Raw genomic sequence first — 17851 nt, 5'->3', positions numbered from 1 at the left:
ATTGCTGTTGAAACTGCTGATTCTCGATCGGGACGGAGTGATCAATTACGACTCCGACGCTTACATCAAGTCGGTGGCGGAGTGGATTCCGTTGCCCGGCTCGATCGAGGCGATTGCGCAGTTGAGCAAGGCCGGCTGGACGGTGGCAGTGGCCACCAACCAGTCGGGCATTGCTCGCGGCTATTACGACCTCGCCACCCTTGACGCCATGCATGCGCGCTTGCGTATGCTCGTGGCGGAGCAGGGCGGTGAAGTCGGGCTGATCGTGTATTGCCCGCATGGGCCGGACGAAGGCTGCGATTGCCGCAAGCCGAAACCGGGGATGTTGAAAACCATCGCGGCGCATTACAACGTCGAACTGAACAATGTCTGGTTCGTCGGCGACAGCCTTGGTGACCTGGAGGCCGCCAAAGCCGTCGATTCACAGCCAGTTTTGGTAAAGACCGGAAAAGGCGAAAAGACTCAGGGCAAAACCCTGCCGGTTGGCACTCTGATTTTTGACGATCTGGCGGCGATTGCCGCAGAACTTATCCACAACTAGAGTACTTCTGAAGTTCCTGACCAGGGATTGATCGGGAGTGCGCTTGAACATTCGGGCATTGCCCCGTAACGGTAAACGTCACTATGTCGATACTGCGGGCCATCAGGATTTTTCTCTTTTACCTGCTGCTGGGCACCACCTCCCTGCTGTGGTGCAGCTTGAGTTTTTTTATCGCGCCGTTTCTGCCGTTCAAGGCGCGCTATCGTTTTATCAACGTGTACTGGTGCCGTTGCGCCTTGTGGTTGACCAAGGTATTCCTCGGTATCCGTTACGAAATCAAAGGTGCGGAAAACGTGCCTGACCGGCCCTGCGTGATTCAGTCGAACCACCAGAGCACTTGGGAGACGTTCTTTCTCTCCGCTTATTTCTCGCCGTTGAGCCAAGTGCTCAAACGCGAACTGCTGTATGTACCGTTTTTCGGCTGGGCCATGGCCATGTTGCGGCCAATCGCGATTGATCGCGACAACCCGAAAGCTGCTTTGAAGCAAGTCGCGGCGAAGGGTGATGAGCTGCTGAAGGACAACGTTTGGGTACTGATCTTCCCCGAAGGTACGCGCGTGCCCTACGGCACTGTCGGCAAGTTCTCCCGCAGTGGTAGCGCTTTGGCGGTGAATGCGGCGCTTCCGGTGCTGCCGATTGCACACAATGCCGGCAAGTTCTGGCCGAAAATCGGCTGGGGCAAGAAGTCCGGTGTAATCACCGTGGTCATTGGCGAACCGATGTATGCCGAGGGCACAGGCCCGCGCGCCATCGCTGAGTTGAACGACCGGGTACAAGCCTGGAACGAGAAGACGCAGCGCGAAATGGGTTCGCTGCCGCCGGCCCCGCAAGCACCTGCCGCGAGTGATCAGGTGGTTGTCTGAGAATTTGTGGATAACCTGTGTACGGTTTTGTTGAAAACGCTTGAATATTGAAATTAAGTGATTGATTTACTTATATATTTCTCAAGCTCATAAAACACCGTAAAAGGTGCATAAGTTTTTTTCGGAAGTAAAAAAACCGGCTGATATAGCCGGTTTTTTTGTGCCTGTTCATTCGGGGATCAGCGGCAATTCGAGGAGGAAGGTGGTGCCCTGACCGACCACGCTGTGGCATTCGATAACGCCGCCATGGTGATCGACCACCGCTTTGACCATCGACAAGCCCAGGCCCACGCCATCAATGCCTTGAGAGGAAGAAAAGCGCCGGTACTGGGTGAACAGGTCGGGTAATTCTTCGGCGGCGATGCCTTTACCCTGATCGGTCAGTTCGCAGCGCAGCCAGTCTTCGTCGCAACTTACATGCAGTTCAATCCTGGTGTCGGCCGGGCTGTATTTGATCGCGTTTTCCAGCAGGTTGAACAGTGCGCGCGTCAGCAGCCCTTGATCGGCTTTGATCAGGCGTTCCTGCGATGGCTCATCCATTTCATTCAGCAGTTCGATGCGTTTTTGCTGGGCAATCGGTAGCGCTTGATCAATAACATCCAGCACCAGCATCGCGAACAGCGTCGGCTGAAACTGGTAAGCCTCGGATTCGGCCCGCGCCAGCAGAACAAAACCGTCGGTCAGATCCAGCGCGCGGCGCACCTGGCGTTCGATCTGTTCAAACAGCGGCGCATCAGCCCCAACTTGATGCCGGTGGACGTCAAGCAAGGCGAGGATCGCCGAATGCGGCGCGCGCAGGTCATGGGAAAGAAACCGCAGCAATACCCCGCGTTGCTCCTCGGCGGCACGCTCGGCGCTGAGATCGGTGAGGCTGAGCAACCAGCCGATCGGTGTGTCTCCATCCACCGGCAGCAATGCCGCACGCTCCAGACGCAGGCTGCGCTCCTTGTAATCGCGAAACTCCAGCAGCGGCAGGGCGGACAACAGCGGACGCGGCGCTGTGGATAACTCCGGATAGCCGAGCCGCGCCAGTTGATCGAGGATGTCATCGCCCACCAGATTACTGTCGAAGAGTTGCCGAGCTTTGCGGTTGCCCAGCAGGATCTGTCCCTTCGGATCGCTGATCAGCGTCGCCACCGGCAAATATTCCAGCCCGTCGGCGATGAACCGTCGGGTATCGCGAGTGCGGCTCATGGCTTGTTCGAGCGCCATGATCTGACCCTGCAACCTATCGCCCCCGGTGAACTGGGTGCGGCGGCGTTCGGGGAAGACTTTCGGCTCACTGTCCAGGCGGGCAAGCTCCCAGCCGAAGTAAGTCAGCACCCCGCTGAGACGCCGCCAGTTCCAGATCAGATAACCGAAAAGCATGCCCAGCGCGGCTGGCGTCGGCGACCACCAGCGCCGGGTTTCCGCCAGCCCGGCACTGGCGAGCAGCACGCACGCCATGCCGCTCAGCGTTATCCACAGTGCCCAGCGCGGACGCCAGAGCAAAAGCCCGAGCACGCACGCTACCAGCCCTACCGACAGCAATGCGCTCAGCACTGGCGAGACGTCGCGCAGATTGACCTGGGCGCGATAAGACAACAGCGCAGTCAGCGGCAACAGCACTAGACTTATCCACACCCACTCGCGCACTAACTGGCGAAACAGGCGCTGCACCTGGCTCGGCTCACGGCTTTCGTGCCGGCGACGGTTATTCATGGAAACGCGCCGTAGGGAAATGGGCGGGAGGGAATGGTTTCATAGGCCACAGGTCAGAGACGTAGACCGAAGAATCATAGCGGACGTCGATCACCGACGAGACGCTTACTTTCACGGCACAGGGCAAGCCGCTATGGTTGCCTCCCGATTGCCAAAGCAACAAGGAATCATCGCGTATGCGCGTTGCGATACTGGACGACGAACCCGCCGAACTGCGCCGGGTCGAGCAAACCCTGCAGCAGATGGCCGATGCCGGCGAGCAGCCATGGTCACTGCACAGCTTCGAGCGCGGTGAAGACTTGCTGCGGCAACTGCGCCGGGAGACTTTCGACCTGCTGATCCTCGACTGGCAACTGCCCGACCTCACCGGCCTGGCGCTGCTGCGCTGGACCCGCGAACACATGGAAGCGCCACCGGCGGCGATCATGCTGACCAGTCGCGATGGTGAGAGCGATATTGTTCAAGCGCTGAATGCCGGAGCTGATGATTATGTGAGCAAGCCGTTTCGGCCCAATGAATTGAAAGCACGCGTGGCGGCGGTGTTGCGCCGGCACAGTCAGCAGCGTACTGCAGCTGCCGAAGTGCTGAGTTTCAATGACTTGGCGTTTGACGATGCAGAACTGACGGTCACCCGTGCGGGCAAACCGATCATCATGACCGAACGTGAATACCGTCTCGCGCGTTGCCTGTTCAGCAACCTCGGACGGCCGTTGTCGCGAGATTATCTGTATGAACGGTTCTGGCCCCATGAGGAAATGGCTTCGTCGCGACCGTTGGACACGCATATCTATCGCCTGCGCAACAAGCTCGGACTGACCGCGGATCGTGGTTGGCAGTTGCTGACGATTTATGGCTACGGGTATCGGTTGGAGAGTGTGGCGGCCGCCACTTGAACGGCTGAGCCGAAACTGCCAGGGGGCGCGTTATCCCCACCTGACAGTCCTGTTTCAGTTCAACACAACGTTCTTAAACTTCGCTGTTCATCGTCAGACAGGAATGACTGTCGTGCTCAGTGGGCATCGGGAAGCGTGGCTGATGAAGGGAAGCAATATGGCGAGGAATGTTTGCCAGGGAATCCAGCGGCACCAGCCAACGTTTTGATGATTGCGCGAGATGTTCGGTCAGCTTGCCCAACAACTCGCCACTATTGCGCCAATGGTGCCAGTACAACGGCACATCGGTTGGCTTGTCGGGTATCAACTCAACCAGCAAGCCACGCTGCAGATGATCGATAATCTGCAACTCCGGAACCAGACCCCAACCCAGTCCTGCTTCTGTCAGTCGTATAAATCCTTCTGATGACGGACAGAAATGGTGCTCGAAACTTCCGAGCACACCCAAGGCTGCGAGGTAGCGGTGCTGCAGAAAATCGTCGGGGCCAAACACTAGCGCCGGCGTGCGGGCAATCAACTGGGCATTGATACCGTTCGGAAAATGCCGGGCGATAAACTCAGGACTCGCCACCGCGCGGTAGCGCATGGCACCAAGCAACAGACTGCGCGCGCCCGCCATTGGCCGTTCAGTGGCACAAACACAGGCCGCCACCTCGCCGGCACGCATACGCCTGAGACTGACCGCTTGATCCTCGACGACCAGATCCAGCAACAAATTCTGCTCGGCGCAAAAATCACCCACTGATCGCGCCCACCATGTCGCCAGGCTGTCAGCGTTCAAGGCGACACGCAGGCGTTCCGGAGCCCCGTCTTCATCGAGAGAAGGCACGTGACTCTGAAGATCACGCTCGAGTAACCGCACCTGCTGAACATGATAAAGCAGCCGCCGCCCTATCTCGGTTGGCACCGGTGGCGTCAAGCGCACTAACACCGGACGGCCGACCCTGGCCTCCAATAGCTTGATTCGCTGTGACACTGCGGGCTGGGACAGACCAAGAACCTGGGCTGCTCGTTCGAAGCCTCCCTGTTCAATGACCGCAGAGAGAGCAGAAAGCAATTTGTAATCAAACATCCGTTTTCCTTATGGGTGATCAACAATATCTTTTTTACTTCGAAGCGGAATCTATTGAGAATCGATACTGCAGGCACAACCGTTAGATCCCTCACAGTTGTACTGCGCGCGATTGCTTGGCGTTATGACCATTCATCAAAGTTGTTGTGTTTCAGAAGCACCCGAGCTGAACAACTAAACATCCAAACCGGAGGCATTAGTTAACACCAGAGACTGTAAAAGGTACACATAATGGAATGATTAAAAATTAATTCGATAGCTTGCCTAACGATTAGAAAATATCAGCGAAATTCTTGTTCAGTTCGACGGAGTGAGTTGTGCAGAGAACTACATTTACTAATGCCAATCGATTGGCATTGGCCGATATTCAGAGCAGGTCCAGCGATGTAACGTTTGCACTGAAATTTGCAATCTACTTAGCGCTGATTGTAACCGGTGGTTGTTTGGCTCTGAGTGGCCATCCATGGGAAGTCGCTATAGGCGTCATTCTTCTTGGATCAATGTTCGCCCATGGTGTAGAACTTCAACATCAAGTTTTGCACTCACAGGGATTCAGGAATAAAAAGCTTAACGAACTATTCGGCATACTGCTCGGTTTGCCAATGTTGGTTTCATTCGCTGATTACAAAGCCAGCCATATGCATCACCATCGTTATCTGGGCACTCCAGAAAATCGGGAGTTCTTTGATTACGGTGATCAATATGGTGAGTTATCCCTTCGTTCCATCAGCGCGCTATTAACCCGACTTTTGATGGTTTCGCACTACCCACGTTTTTTCAAAAATGTGTTTATTGCGTTCAGTTCGCAGTACGAAAACGTTTCCAGCAACGTTTCCAGACGCATCAAACGAGATCATCTTTCGATGGTATTGATGATTGCGTTATTGGGTGGGGTCTCATTTCAGTTCGGTTATGAAATCATCGTCTATCTGTGGATTATTCCGCTCATGTTTGTCGCGGCTCCGGTACACGCCTTGATTGAGATGCCAGAGCATTTCCGTTGCGCAACGGATTCGACAGACCCTTACGAAAACACCAGAACCATTAAAAGCAACGCGTTCATGAACTGGTTCACCAACGGCAATAACTACCACGTTGAGCATCATCTGATGCCCGGGTTGCCTATTGACCGTCTGCACGACCTGCACGAAAAAATTCATGAAAACTGCCGTTACCTGGAAGTCTCTTATAAAAGTTTTTACTTGGGACTGCTCCGCTCAATGCGCAAAAGCTAACCCGCGCTGCGCTTCTAGCAAGACTGAAAGCTAACTCCGATGGGGCGTGGCACGTGCTCGGGTCTGGTGCGTGCTCGTCCCTGGTAAAGCAAAGGAATTGAAATGAATCTACAAGATCGTTCCAAGTGTCAGACGACCACGCCGCCGTCGACCATAAACTCGCTGTCGGAACAGACCGCACTCAACTCGTTTTATCTTCGTGAACTGGCCGAACCACGCGCTTACAAAATGGCGCCGTCTCACCACGAATATGCGCGCACCCAAGTGCTGGAAGATGAATGGAATGCCTTTGAAGAAAGTCGTCTTGATAAAGCCCAGTTGCCAAAAAACGCCGCCGAATTTTTGAAGTGGTACAACCGGCTGCATTCGACTCATCGCGACGAGGTTTCACCGTTTTTCACTTGGCTGGCTGAAGAGTCGACGCTTGAAGAACTAAGCTTTTACATAGCCATGGAAGAGCAGGTCGATGGTCGCTTCGATGACGTCATCGCTCTGGCGCAATTGGGCATGACAGGCGATATGAAATTGGCACTTGCGGAAAACTACTGGGACGAAATGGGCCTGGGTACGCTATCCGAAATGCATACCGTGCTGTTCCGTAAATCCGCAGAAACACTGCACGAACTCATCGGTCCCCAGGCCAGTGTTCAACAAGCGCCGGCGGAGGCCCTGAAGAACGGCAATCTGCTGCTGATGTACGCATTGCGGCGTCAGTATCACCCTCGTCTGCTGGGCGCACTGGCGATTCTTGAACACACCGCGCCTTACCGGTTCTCCCGAACAGTCAAAGCCATGCGTCGTCTGCACATGCCCGAAGACGTCATCTATTACCACGACATGCATATAAAGATTGACGCCAATCACGGCAAGCAACTTCTCTACCGTGTGCTGATGCCATTGGCGAAGTCATGTCCTGAAGCCATTGAAGAAATATGTATTGGCTGCCTGATCCGATACAACGTAGCCGTCGATTATTACAAAAGCATCGAACTGGCTATGAAAAACAACAAAACGCTGTTGACGTGATATTTAGAGAACCCTTATGAAAAGCAATCTTGCCAATACTGAGCCACAGACTGTCTGGGCACTCAACAACAGCCGATTTGTTGCAGGGCACTCCGCTGAACTGCTGGGTGTGGATTTTTCCGAGATGCCCGAGTGGGAGCAATTCCAGGGTTATTGGGAAAACCTCGAACTTGATCGTTACATGAACGATGGCGGCATGTACCGCTATCGCCGTTTCGGTAAATTCAAGTGGTATGCGAACGGCAATCGCCTGGAGCAGCAGCCCCATGTACCGTATTCCCAACCGGAGTATTTCAATCCACTGAACGGTGGCATCGACCGGCACTTCGCCCCCGTCACTGCGGAGATGGCCGACAATGAAGTGCTGAAAAAGCTGCTACTGAAACTCGCCAACACCTTCAGTGAAATCGAGGATGTTCAAGGCTGGAAAATCAACACCTATTTCAATCGCATCTTGGCCACTCCAGACATGACGGGATTGCCGGTACCCGAAGGCAAACATCGGGACGGGGTGAAATTCAGTTGCCTGTTCATGGCCGACAGAAGAGGTGTGATCGGAGGTGAAACGACACTGGTCGACATCATGCATCAGCAGCCTATTTATGTGGGCACGCTGGAGAAGCCTTGCCAGGCACTGCTGTTCAGGGATGACACGGTCTTTCACGATACGACAGCCATTCAGATCTGTGATGGAGCTGACAGCGGTTATCGCGATCTGCTGGTTATCGAGTTCCACTGACCGTTCTTGTCCAGCCTATTAACGTATCTGGGTGAGGTGGTTGTATGCACAAGGTTGAGCGTATAGATGCGTCAGTGACGATCAGGGTTCTACAGGATTACGAACTGCCCATGACGTTAGGGTTGCTGTCGACTTTTTATCCGGATCTGAATAAAGACCTGCTATTAGAACGATTGAAAACTGTCGCCAAGTTGAATTGGCAGTGTGTCGGTGTATTCGAAGAAGCCGAGCTGGTGGGCCTGACAGGCTATTGGCTGAATACCCGTATTTACTGCGGCAAATATTTATATATCGATCATTTCATCATCAAGCTGGGAAACCGATCTCGTGGTGTAGGCGCGCAACTGCTCAACCACGTAAGAGCCTTGGCCGATCATTACCAGTGTGAACAGATCTGCCTTGATACGTTCGTTACCAATTCGATGGCGCAGTCTTTCTGGACCCGACACGGTTTTTCAATCGTTGGCTTTCACTACGTCGCCAAATAAATACAAGGAGAGTTATATGCAAAATGAATATTCCCGCGAAGTCATTTACAGTCGAATGATCGGTTTGATCAGCCAGGAAGAACTGGCATTGTTAGCCGGCAAGACCATCGCAGTTCCAGGATGCGGCGGTGTCGGATATACCCACGCGGAGACACTGGTACGCATGGGCGTTGGCGGGATAAAAATTGCCGATTTCGATACCTTCGGACCGGAGAACTTCAACCGCCAATTTGGCGCGACGACTCATACTGTCGGGCTGAAAAAGGCCGATGTCCTGCGTGAGCGTCTCTTGTCGATCAATCCGGCCTTGCGCATTGAACAGTACGAAGGGGTCAGCGCTGAAACAGTCGACGACTTTTTGACCGGCGTGGACATGTTGTGCGACGCCATGGACTACTTCGTGATTGAGCCGCGTATTCAGATGTACCAAAAGGCGCGGGAACGGGGTATTCCAGCGGTCGTTTCCTGCCCTATAGGCTTCGGCGGAACGTTGCATCACTTCCATCCGGATTCGATGTCATTCGAAGAGTATTTTGCGTTGACGCCAGATATGACCGAGACGGAGAAACTGATCAATTTCGGTATTGGCCTCGACCCTCTACATTTGCACCGTGCCTATCTGGAAGATCCGAAGCTTGATTTCGAGGAACGTAAGGTTGCCTCTCTAAGTTCTGCTTGTTTATTGGCTACAACCCTGACTGCGACTTTTACATTGGCCAAGCTGTTGAATCGGGAAATGTTTTTTAAACCAGTGCCTTATGTATATCAAATTGACTTCATGGCCGGAAAATTCGAAGAGACACTGGTCAGTGACGGTGTAGCAGGATTAAAAAACAATAATTCAAATAAACCTGAAAAACTCTTTGCATAAAAACGTCACCCTGCGCGGCACAGTAAAGGTGTGATAAAGTTTCAGAACACTCATTATCGTGAATTTTCGTGAACATGAAGCCACTTATTTTTATCGACGGGGAAGCCGGTACGACTGGACTTCAGATACATTCGCGTCTGAACGGTCGCACGGATATTGAGCTTTTACAGTTGCCCTATGCCGATCGCAAGGACCCGGTAAAAAGGGCTGAAGCACTTAACACCTGTGATATCGCGATTCTCTGCCTGCCAGACGATGCCGCTGTTGAAGCGGTGTCGTTCATCGAGAATCCAAAGGTACGTGTACTTGATCCCAGTTCTGCTCACCGCACCACACCCGGTTGGGTTTATGGTCTGCCCGAACTCACTGCAGGCCAGGCTGACATCATCACGACAGCCAAGCGTGTATCCAATCCTGGCTGCTACCCGACAGGCGCTATCGCGCTGTTGCGTCCGCTGACGGAAGCCGGGGTGGTCCCCAAGGACTACCCCGTGAATGTGCATGCCATTTCCGGGTATTCCGGTTCGGGCAAATCGCTGATCGACGCCTATGAAATTCCGGATCATCCGCAACACACGGACGCTCCGTACCGCGGTTATGGCCTGAACCTTAACCACAAGCATGTCCCTGAGATGATGGCTGAGGCATTGCTGGAGCATCGGCCTATCTTCACACCTGGCTATGGCAAATACCGTCAAGGCATCGTCTTGTACGTGCCGCTGCATTTGCGCTTATTACCCGCTGGCGCCTCGGTGCAGCAGATCCAAGCCTGCCTCAGCAACCATTACGCCAACTCCGAGTTCATCAAGGTTGTTCCGCTGGATCAGGTCAAGACCGTTACGCAACTGGACCCTGAATACCTGAATGACACCAACCGCCTGGACATCTATGTCTTCTCGGATGAGAAGTCAGGCCAGGTATTGCTTGCCGCGGTTTACGACAACCTCGGCAAGGGCGCATCAGGCGCCGCAGTACAGAACCTCAATTTAATGTTGAACGGTCAGGCTTGATGCAAGCGAATCTCCCTGTCACCAAGTAATTCAGTGGTGGCAGGGCAGATTCAAGCGTTAACAGCTTACAGATGAGATGACATATTCATGTCTCCTCGTAGTTTAAAAAGAACCATAATTCACGATATGTAAGTTCAATAGAGCACGTACTGGCTTCTCGACAGTTAATTACCGTCTAATTACTGCAAAGTAACCTGAGGGTTGGCGCTCGCCTGCAAAACCATTTCAAAACATCACTTGTAACTACTCAACTTTTCACCAGTGTTTAGTCTTATTAAAGGATTAACAAATAATGGCTATTCTCGCGCAGTTTGATCTGGTCAAACCAAAATATTTAAAATCTGATTCACGCATGGACGGTTTTTATTCTTCTACCGCCTATGTAAACGGTCTCGCTGACGCACATCCTGGCTTTATATGGCGAGAAGTTCAGGACAATCAACAACTTCTCGATGAACTATGGGGAGAAGGGTATCTTTATACGCTTTCGCTGTGGAAGAGCCCGGCGGCGTTGAAAGATTTCTTGTATAAAACGCCGCACAACGACTTTCGAGTAAGAGGTGCGGAGTGGTTCCTGCCTATCAGCAAACCACGGGTTGTGATGTGGTGGGTGGATGAAGGTCATATTCCGACATTGTCCGAAGCCCACCAACGCTTGCAGTTGCTTTGGGAAATTGGACCTTCGCGCGAAGCGTTTGATTTGAAATCGAGTGAGTCTGCAATTGTTCTGAGTTGAACATTGCCTCGGCCCGCTGTAACGGCTCCAGGGACCAGCGGTTTAATACTACGAAAGCCCATAAAAAAGGCCCGCTTATGCGGGCCTTTTTTTATTTCGGCAATACACACCAAATTGCTTGCGCGGATCAGAAGTCGAGGTTGGACACCGCCAGCGCATTGCTCTCGATGAAGTCACGACGAGGTTCGACCGCATCACCCATCAGGGTGTTGAAGATCTGGTCTGCGCCAATCGCGTCTTCGATGGTGACTTTCAGCATGCGGCGCACGCTTGGGTCCATGGTGGTTTCCCACAGTTGATCCGGGTTCATTTCGCCCAGACCTTTGTATCGCTGGATGGTGTGACGCTTGGTGCTTTCAGCCATCAGCCAGTCCAGGGCTTCCTTGAACTCGGTGACCGCTTTCTTGCGCTCGCCGCGCTGGATGTACGCGCCTTCGTCAAGCAGGGTGCTCAGTTGAGCGCCGAGGGTGACGACGGTCTTGTAGTCGTTGCTGCCGAAGAAGTCGCGGTTGAAGGTGACGTAGTTCGACAGGCCGTGGGAGATCAATTCGACCTCTGGCAGCCACACGCCACGTTCACGGTCTTCACGCAGGCTGGCCTTGTAGACCAGACCCGACTTCTCGACGGTGCGCAGACGGACTTCGTACTGGGCCAGCCAGTCCTGCATCTTGGCGTGGTCGCCAAGCATTTCCAGGCTGACAGCCGGCAGGTAGATGAAGTGCTCGGTCAGTTCCTGCGGGTACAGGCGCGACAGACGCTTGAGAGTCTTCATCACCATGCGGAAATCGTTAACCAGACGTTCCAGCGCTTCACCGGAAATGCCCGGCGCTTCTTCGTTCAGGTGCAGGCTCGCATCTTCCAGGGCCGACTGCGTCATGTACTCTTCCATGGCGTCGTCGTCTTTGATGTATTGCTCTTGCTTGCCTTTCTTGACCTTGTACAGCGGCGGTTGGGCGATGTAGATATAGCCGCGCTCGATCAGCTCCGGCAACTGACGGAAGAAGAAGGTCAGCAGCAGGGTACGGATGTGCGAACCGTCGACGTCAGCATCGGTCATGATGATGATGTTGTGATAACGCAGCTTGTCGATGTTGTATTCGTCGCGACCGATACCGCAGCCCAGTGCGGTGATCAAGGTGCCCACTTCCTGGGACGAGATCATCTTGTCGAAACGGGCTTTCTCGACGTTGAGGATCTTGCCCTTCAACGGCAGGATCGCCTGAGTCTTGCGGTTACGCCCCTGCTTGGCAGAGCCGCCCGCGGAGTCACCTTCCACGAGGTACAGTTCGGACAGCGCCGGGTCTTTTTCCTGGCAGTCAGCGAGTTTGCCCGGCAGCCCGGCGATGTCCAGCGCGCCTTTGCGGCGGGTCATCTCACGCGCCTTGCGCGCGGCTTCACGGGCACGAGCGGCGTCGATCATCTTGCCAACGACCAGTTTCGCTTCGTTCGGGTTTTCCAGGAGGAAGTCAGAGAAGTACTTGCCCATTTCCTGTTCGACCGCGGTCTTCACTTCGGAAGAGACCAGCTTGTCTTTGGTCTGCGAGCTGAACTTCGGATCCGGCACTTTCACCGAGATGATTGCGGTCAGGCCTTCACGGGCATCGTCACCGGTGGTGGCGACTTTGTGCTTCTTCGCCAGACCTTCCTGCTCGATGTAGTTGTTCAGGTTACGCGTCAGTGCCGAACGGAAACCCACCAGGTGAGTACCGCCGTCGCGCTGCGGAATGTTGTTGGTGAAGCACAACAGGTTCTCGTTGAAGCTGTCGTTCCACTGCAGGGCGATTTCCACGCCGATGCCGTCTTCACGCTGGATGTTGAAGTGGAACACCTGGTTGACCGGAGTCTTGTTGGTGTTCAGGTATTCAACGAACGCACGCAGGCCGCCTTCGTACTTGAACAGCTCTTCCTTGCCGCTGCGCTCGTCCTTCAGAACGATACCCACGCCGGAGTTGAGGAAGGACAGTTCACGAATGCGCTTGGCCAGGATGTCCCAGCTGAAGTGAATGTTCTTGAAGGTTTCGCTGGAAGCCTTGAAGTGAATCTGGGTACCGGTGGTTTCGCTGTCGCCAACGATGGCCATCGGCGCCTGAGGTACGCCGTGGACGTAGGTCTGTTCCCAGATCTTGCCGCTGCGGCGAACGGTCAGAACCAGTTCTTCGGACAGTGCGTTCACTACCGACACACCCACACCGTGCAGACCGCCGGATACTTTGTAGGAGTTGTCGTCGAACTTACCGCCAGCGTGGAGGACGGTCATGATGACCTCAGCGGCGGAAACGCCTTCCTCTTTATGAACGTCTACCGGGATGCCACGGCCGTTGTCTTTAACGGTGATGGACTCATCCGGGTGGATGATGATGCTGATGTCGTCGCAGTGGCCGGCGAGGGCTTCGTCGATCGAGTTGTCGACCACCTCGAACACCATGTGGTGCAGACCGCTGCCATCGTCGGTGTCACCAATGTACATACCGGGACGTTTGCGTACGGCATCCAGGCCTTTCAGCACTTTAATGCTCGTTGAGTCGTACGTATTTTCTTCGCTCAATGCCTTCACTCCCGATGGTCGTGGGTCTGGGTGATACGGCCCTGTTCCACGTGGAACAGAGCGACTGGCGTTTCCGTCTGCCAGCCTTCCCTCAATAATTCGTGATCTACACAGGTGATGAACACCTGGCAGCGTAAGTCTTCCAGCAAGCGGCACAGCGCGCGACGGTGGCTCTCGTCCAGTTCGGACGGCAAGTCATCGACCAGATAAATACACTGACCGCGGCGAGCCTGGCTGACCAGGTGCCCTTGGGCAATCCGCAGTGCACAGACCACTAACTTCTGCTGACCCCGGGACAAAATGTCCGCGGCGTTATGTGCGCCCAATCTAAGACGCAAATCAGCTCGTTGCGGTCCGGCCTGGGTGTGACCCATTTGCTGATCCCGTTGCACGGAACCGGCCAGTACGGCGCTCAATTCCCGGTCTTTGTCCCAGCCTCGGTAATAGCTGAGCGTCAAACCTTCGAGCTCAACCAGTTCGCTCAAGGTTTGTTCAAAGACTGGTTTCAAGGCTTTGATGTAAGCGCGGCGGTATTCATCGATTTCAGCGCTGGCCTGGCACAGTTCCCTGTCCCAAACCGCTTGCGAAACGGCGTCAAGTGTACCATGCCGCAGCCAGGAGTTTCTCTGGCGCAAGGCCTTCTGCAAACGCTGCCAGGTGGCCATGAAACGCGGCTCGACGTGGAACACACCCCAGTCGAGAAACTGCCGGCGAATCTTCGGCGCGCCTTCGAGCAAGCGGAAGCTGTCGGGGTTGATCAACTGCAGCGGCAGGATCTCCGCCAGTTGCGCGGCGCTGCGGGCGTTCTGCCCGTCGATACGGATCTGGAACTCGCCCTGACGATCGCGCGATATCCCCAACGCGCTGTGGCCACCCTCGGCCAATTCGACCTGACCGAACACGGTACAGGCGAGTTGTTCATACTGGATGACGGGTAACAGACGCGTGCTACGAAACGAACGGGCAAGCCCCAGCAGATGAATGGCTTCCAGAACACTGGTTTTGCCGCTGCCGTTGGCGCCATAAAGAATGTTGATGCGGGGGGAGGGGGAGAAGGTCACCGGGTGCAGATTGCGCACCGCGGTGACCGAAACACGACTTAAGGACATCCAGGGTCAGCTGATTACAGACGCATCGGCATGACAACGTAAGCCGAATCGTCGTTGTCGGACTCTTGCACCAGCGCACTGCTGTTGGAGTCGGACAGGATCAGGCGAACCTGCTCGGTGGTCATCACGCCCAGCACGTCGAGCAAATAGCTCACGTTGAAGCCGATTTCCAGAGAGCCGCCATTGTATTCAACGCCCACTTCTTCTTCCGCTTCCTCCTGCTCCGGGTTGTTGGCCTGGATTTTCAACTGACCGCTGGCCAGTTGCAGACGGATACCACGGTACTTCTCGTTGGACAGAATCGCGGTACGGCTGAACGCTTCGCGCAGCGCCTGGCGATCGCCCAGTACCAGCTTGTCGCCGCCCTTGGGCAGAACACGCTCGTAGTCCGGGAATTTACCGTCGACCAGTTTCGAGGTGAAGGTGAATTCGCCGGTGGTGGCGCGGATGTGATGTTGACCCAGCACGATGCTGACATTGCCGTCCGGCTCGGTGAGCAGACGCGCCAGTTCCAGAATACCTTTGCGCGGCACGATCACCTGGTGGCGATCCGGCTGGCCGATATCGGCTTTCATCGAGCACATGGCCAGACGGTGACCGTCGGTGGCCACCGCGCGAATGATACCTTCGGATACTTCCAGCAGCATGCCGTTGAGGTAGTAACGCACGTCCTGCTGAGCCATGGCGAAGCTTGTGCGTTCGATCAGGCGCCGCAGTTTGCTTTGCTCAAGGCTGCAAGTCAGTGAGCCCGGACCTTCTTCAACGGTCGGGAAATCGTTGGCTGGCAGCGTCGACAGGGTGAAGCGGCTACGGCCCGCCTTCACGACCAGCTTCTGCTCGTCGACCTTGATGTCGATCAGCGCGTCGTTGGGCAGGCTTTTGCAGATATCCATCAGCTTGCGCGCAGGCACGGTGATGGAACCTGTTTCAGCCGGCTCCTCAAGTTGCACACGACCGACCAGTTCGACCTCGAGATCGGTACCGGTCAGCGACAGTTGCTGGCCTTCGACTACCAACAGCACGTTGGACAGTACCGGCAAGGTCTGTCGACGCTCGACGACGCCTGCGACCAGTTGCAGGGGTTTCAACAGGGCTTCGCGTTGAATGGTGAAATGCATGGTCTAGTCCCTTGCCTTAATAAGCTGCGCTGGTGTTCATCAAGTGGTCAGTGTACGCAGCAGGTTCTTGTAGTCCTCGCGGATGTCCGCGTCGGATTCCTTAAGTTCGTTGATCTTGCGGCAGGCATGCAACACGGTGGTGTGGTCACGGCCGCCAAACACATCGCCGATTTCCGGCAGGCTGTGGTTGGTCAATTCCTTGGACAACGCCATGGCTACCTGACGCGGACGCGCTACCGAGCGCGAACGACGCTTGGACAGCAAGTCCGAAATCTTGATCTTGTAGTACTCGGCGACGGTGCGCTGAATGTTATCCACAGAGACCAGCTTGTCCTGCAACGCCAACAGGTCTTTCAGGGATTCGCGAATCAACTCGATGGTGATGTCGCGGCCCATAAAGTGCGAGTGGGCGATCACGCGTTTCAGCGCGCCTTCCAGCTCACGGACGTTGGAGCGGATGCGTTGGGCAATGAAGAACGCGGCGTCGTGCGGCAAATCGACTTTGGCCTGGTCGGCCTTCTTCATCAAGATCGCGACGCGCGTTTCCAGTTCCGGCGGCTCGACGGCAACCGTCAGGCCCCAGCCGAAGCGGGATTTGAGGCGTTCTTCCAGGCCTTCGATTTCTTTCGGGTAGCGGTCACTGGTGAGAATGACCTGCTGACCACCTTCAAGCAGGGCGTTGAAGGTGTGGAAAAACTCTTCCTGCGAGCGCTCCTTGCGAGCAAAGAACTGAATGTCGTCGATCAGCAAAGCATCCACCGAACGGTAGAAACGCTTGAACTCGTTGATCGCGTTCAATTGCAGCGCCTTGACCATGTCGGCCACGAAACGCTCGGAATGCAGGTACACGACCTTGGCATTCGGGTTCTTCTTTAACAGGTGGTTACCCACCGCGTGCATCAAGTGGGTCTTACCCAGGCCGACGCCACCATAAAGGAACAGTGGGTTGTAGCCGTGCTTGGGGTTGTCCGCCACTTGCCAGGCCGCGGCGCGTGCGAGCTGGTTGGATTTACCTTCGACGAAGTTTTCGAAAGTGAAGGTGCGGTTCAGGTAACTGGTGTGCTTGAGCGCGCCTTCGACCTGCACGGTGCGCTGTTCGGCGCGGACCGGGGCTTGCTGCGAAGCGGCACCGGACATCGGGTCGAAACTGTCGCGAGACGGTTCATCGCTGACTTCAGGGCTTTTCTGTGTCGAGCGCTTGGCCGCCGGTGCTGACGCTTGAGTGGCCACCGGCGTACTTGCAGGCGCGGCATTTGCCTGTGCCTGAGACACCTGTGCGGCGGCCAGCGGCGCATTCGGTGCAGCACGCGGTGCCGAGCTGCGCTTGCTGCCTATTAATAAGGAGAGCGCCGGCGCCATGCCGTTGCCATGCTCATCCAGCAGTTCAAGGACACGACCCAGGTACTTTTCGTTGACCCAGTCCAGCACAAAACGGTTCGGTGCGTAGACGCGCAACTCGTCGCCTTCGGCTTCGACCTGTAGTGGACGGATCCAGGTGTTGAATTGTTGGGCAGGCAGCTCCTCGCGCAAAAGCTCCACGCACTGCTGCCAAAGTTCCACTGACACGGATATCCCCTAAGTTGAAAGCCGGTGAGGCAAAAACAAGCGGCCATTGTAGCGGCGAGCCGTCCACTTATCCACATGCAGGTTGCCCGCTGGCCATGATTTATCAATGCGTTAACCGCTAACAAAGCGACCAACGGTGTGTGAATAAGCTCTGTGGATAACCATCCCTAAGGGCACTGGACAACCGGGGGTTGAACTCGGTGGATAACCTGCCTGTGGATAACCTGCCATTCCACACACAGGTTATCCGACAGCGCAGCACAGGCTGAACACGGTTTTCCACTGTAGTTGTCATTCTCTGTACATCACGTCAAACAAGGGCTGATGCCACTTATCCA

Annotated in this window: 16 protein-coding genes; 10 read left to right on the top strand and 6 right to left on the bottom strand. The window is 55.0% G+C overall.

The window, feature by feature from the left end; translation table 11 throughout:
* Nucleotide 1: 1 nt before the first annotated feature.
* A complete protein-coding gene (gmhB, locus tag P3G59_RS00080) occupies nucleotides 2–541 on the top strand; it encodes a D-glycero-beta-D-manno-heptose 1,7-bisphosphate 7-phosphatase (RefSeq protein WP_277759964.1) in 540 nt (179 codons plus the stop codon).
* A gap of 83 nt (nucleotides 542–624) precedes the next feature.
* Nucleotides 625–1404 (top strand): lysophospholipid acyltransferase family protein, encoded by a 780-nt coding sequence (locus P3G59_RS00075; protein ID WP_277759963.1) that lies wholly within the window; start codon nucleotides 625–627, stop codon nucleotides 1402–1404.
* Between the two features lie 168 nt (nucleotides 1405–1572).
* On the opposite strand, the gene P3G59_RS00070 is transcribed toward P3G59_RS00075, so the two are convergent.
* On the bottom strand, nucleotides 1573–3105 hold the full coding sequence (locus P3G59_RS00070) for an ATP-binding protein (protein WP_277759962.1): 1533 nt from the start codon (nucleotides 3103–3105) through the stop codon (nucleotides 1573–1575).
* Nucleotides 3106–3281: 176 nt separating this feature from the next.
* Between P3G59_RS00070 and P3G59_RS00065 the strand changes: the two genes are divergently transcribed.
* On the top strand, nucleotides 3282–3998 hold the full coding sequence (locus P3G59_RS00065) for a response regulator transcription factor (protein WP_277759961.1): 717 nt from the start codon (nucleotides 3282–3284) through the stop codon (nucleotides 3996–3998).
* A 73-nt stretch (nucleotides 3999–4071) separates the two neighbouring features.
* On the opposite strand, the gene P3G59_RS00060 is transcribed toward P3G59_RS00065, so the two are convergent.
* A complete protein-coding gene (locus tag P3G59_RS00060) occupies nucleotides 4072–5070 on the bottom strand; it encodes a LysR family transcriptional regulator ArgP (protein WP_277759960.1) in 999 nt (332 codons plus the stop codon).
* A gap of 317 nt (nucleotides 5071–5387) precedes the next feature.
* On the opposite strand from P3G59_RS00060, the gene P3G59_RS00055 reads away from it, so the two are divergent.
* From P3G59_RS00055 to P3G59_RS00025, 7 genes are all read left to right on the top strand, one after another.
* Nucleotides 5388–6305: a fatty acid desaturase gene (locus tag P3G59_RS00055; RefSeq protein WP_277759959.1), complete on the top strand. Its 918-nt coding sequence runs from the start codon at nucleotides 5388–5390 to the stop codon at nucleotides 6303–6305.
* 102 nt (nucleotides 6306–6407) lie between these two features.
* Complete coding sequence (locus P3G59_RS00050; RefSeq protein ID WP_277759958.1) at nucleotides 6408–7331, top strand: iron-containing redox enzyme family protein; 924 nt, start codon at nucleotides 6408–6410, stop codon at nucleotides 7329–7331.
* 16 nt (nucleotides 7332–7347) lie between these two features.
* Entirely contained in the window at nucleotides 7348–8070 is a 723-nt protein-coding gene (locus P3G59_RS00045; protein ID WP_277759957.1) for a 2OG-Fe dioxygenase family protein, read from the top strand.
* A gap of 44 nt (nucleotides 8071–8114) precedes the next feature.
* Nucleotides 8115–8558, top strand: coding sequence for a GNAT family N-acetyltransferase (locus P3G59_RS00040; RefSeq protein ID WP_277759956.1), 444 nt, complete (start codon nucleotides 8115–8117; stop codon nucleotides 8556–8558).
* A 16-nt stretch (nucleotides 8559–8574) separates the two neighbouring features.
* Nucleotides 8575–9429 (top strand): ThiF family adenylyltransferase, encoded by an 855-nt coding sequence (locus P3G59_RS00035; protein ID WP_277759955.1) that lies wholly within the window; start codon nucleotides 8575–8577, stop codon nucleotides 9427–9429.
* Nucleotides 9430–9503: 74 nt separating this feature from the next.
* A complete protein-coding gene (gene argC, locus P3G59_RS00030) occupies nucleotides 9504–10439 on the top strand; it encodes an N-acetyl-gamma-glutamyl-phosphate reductase (protein WP_277759954.1) in 936 nt (311 codons plus the stop codon).
* A 292-nt stretch (nucleotides 10440–10731) separates the two neighbouring features.
* Complete coding sequence (locus P3G59_RS00025) at nucleotides 10732–11175, top strand: DUF3291 domain-containing protein (RefSeq protein ID WP_277759953.1); 444 nt, start codon at nucleotides 10732–10734, stop codon at nucleotides 11173–11175.
* Nucleotides 11176–11302: 127 nt separating this feature from the next.
* Here P3G59_RS00025 and gyrB read toward each other — a convergent pair whose 3' ends face one another.
* Genes gyrB through dnaA form a run of 4 tightly spaced genes read right to left on the bottom strand, consistent with a single transcriptional unit; the run spans nucleotide 11303 to nucleotide 17513 of the window.
* A complete protein-coding gene (gyrB, locus tag P3G59_RS00020) occupies nucleotides 11303–13720 on the bottom strand; it encodes a DNA topoisomerase (ATP-hydrolyzing) subunit B (RefSeq protein WP_277759952.1) in 2418 nt (805 codons plus the stop codon).
* Between the two features lie 5 nt (nucleotides 13721–13725).
* Complete coding sequence (gene recF / locus P3G59_RS00015) at nucleotides 13726–14829, bottom strand: DNA replication/repair protein RecF (RefSeq protein WP_003220208.1); 1104 nt, start codon at nucleotides 14827–14829, stop codon at nucleotides 13726–13728.
* Between the two features lie 14 nt (nucleotides 14830–14843).
* Nucleotides 14844–15947 (bottom strand): DNA polymerase III subunit beta, encoded by a 1104-nt coding sequence (dnaN, locus tag P3G59_RS00010; RefSeq protein WP_007911887.1) that lies wholly within the window; start codon nucleotides 15945–15947, stop codon nucleotides 14844–14846.
* Nucleotides 15948–15986: 39 nt separating this feature from the next.
* A complete protein-coding gene (gene dnaA, locus P3G59_RS00005; RefSeq protein WP_277759951.1) occupies nucleotides 15987–17513 on the bottom strand; it encodes a chromosomal replication initiator protein DnaA in 1527 nt (508 codons plus the stop codon).
* Nucleotides 17514–17851 lie beyond the last annotated feature (338 nt).

This window comes from Pseudomonas sp. A34-9, assembly GCF_029543085.1.
GTDB lineage: Bacteria > Pseudomonadota > Gammaproteobacteria > Pseudomonadales > Pseudomonadaceae > Aquipseudomonas.
This window is presented reverse-complemented; position numbering and strand designations above follow the sequence as displayed.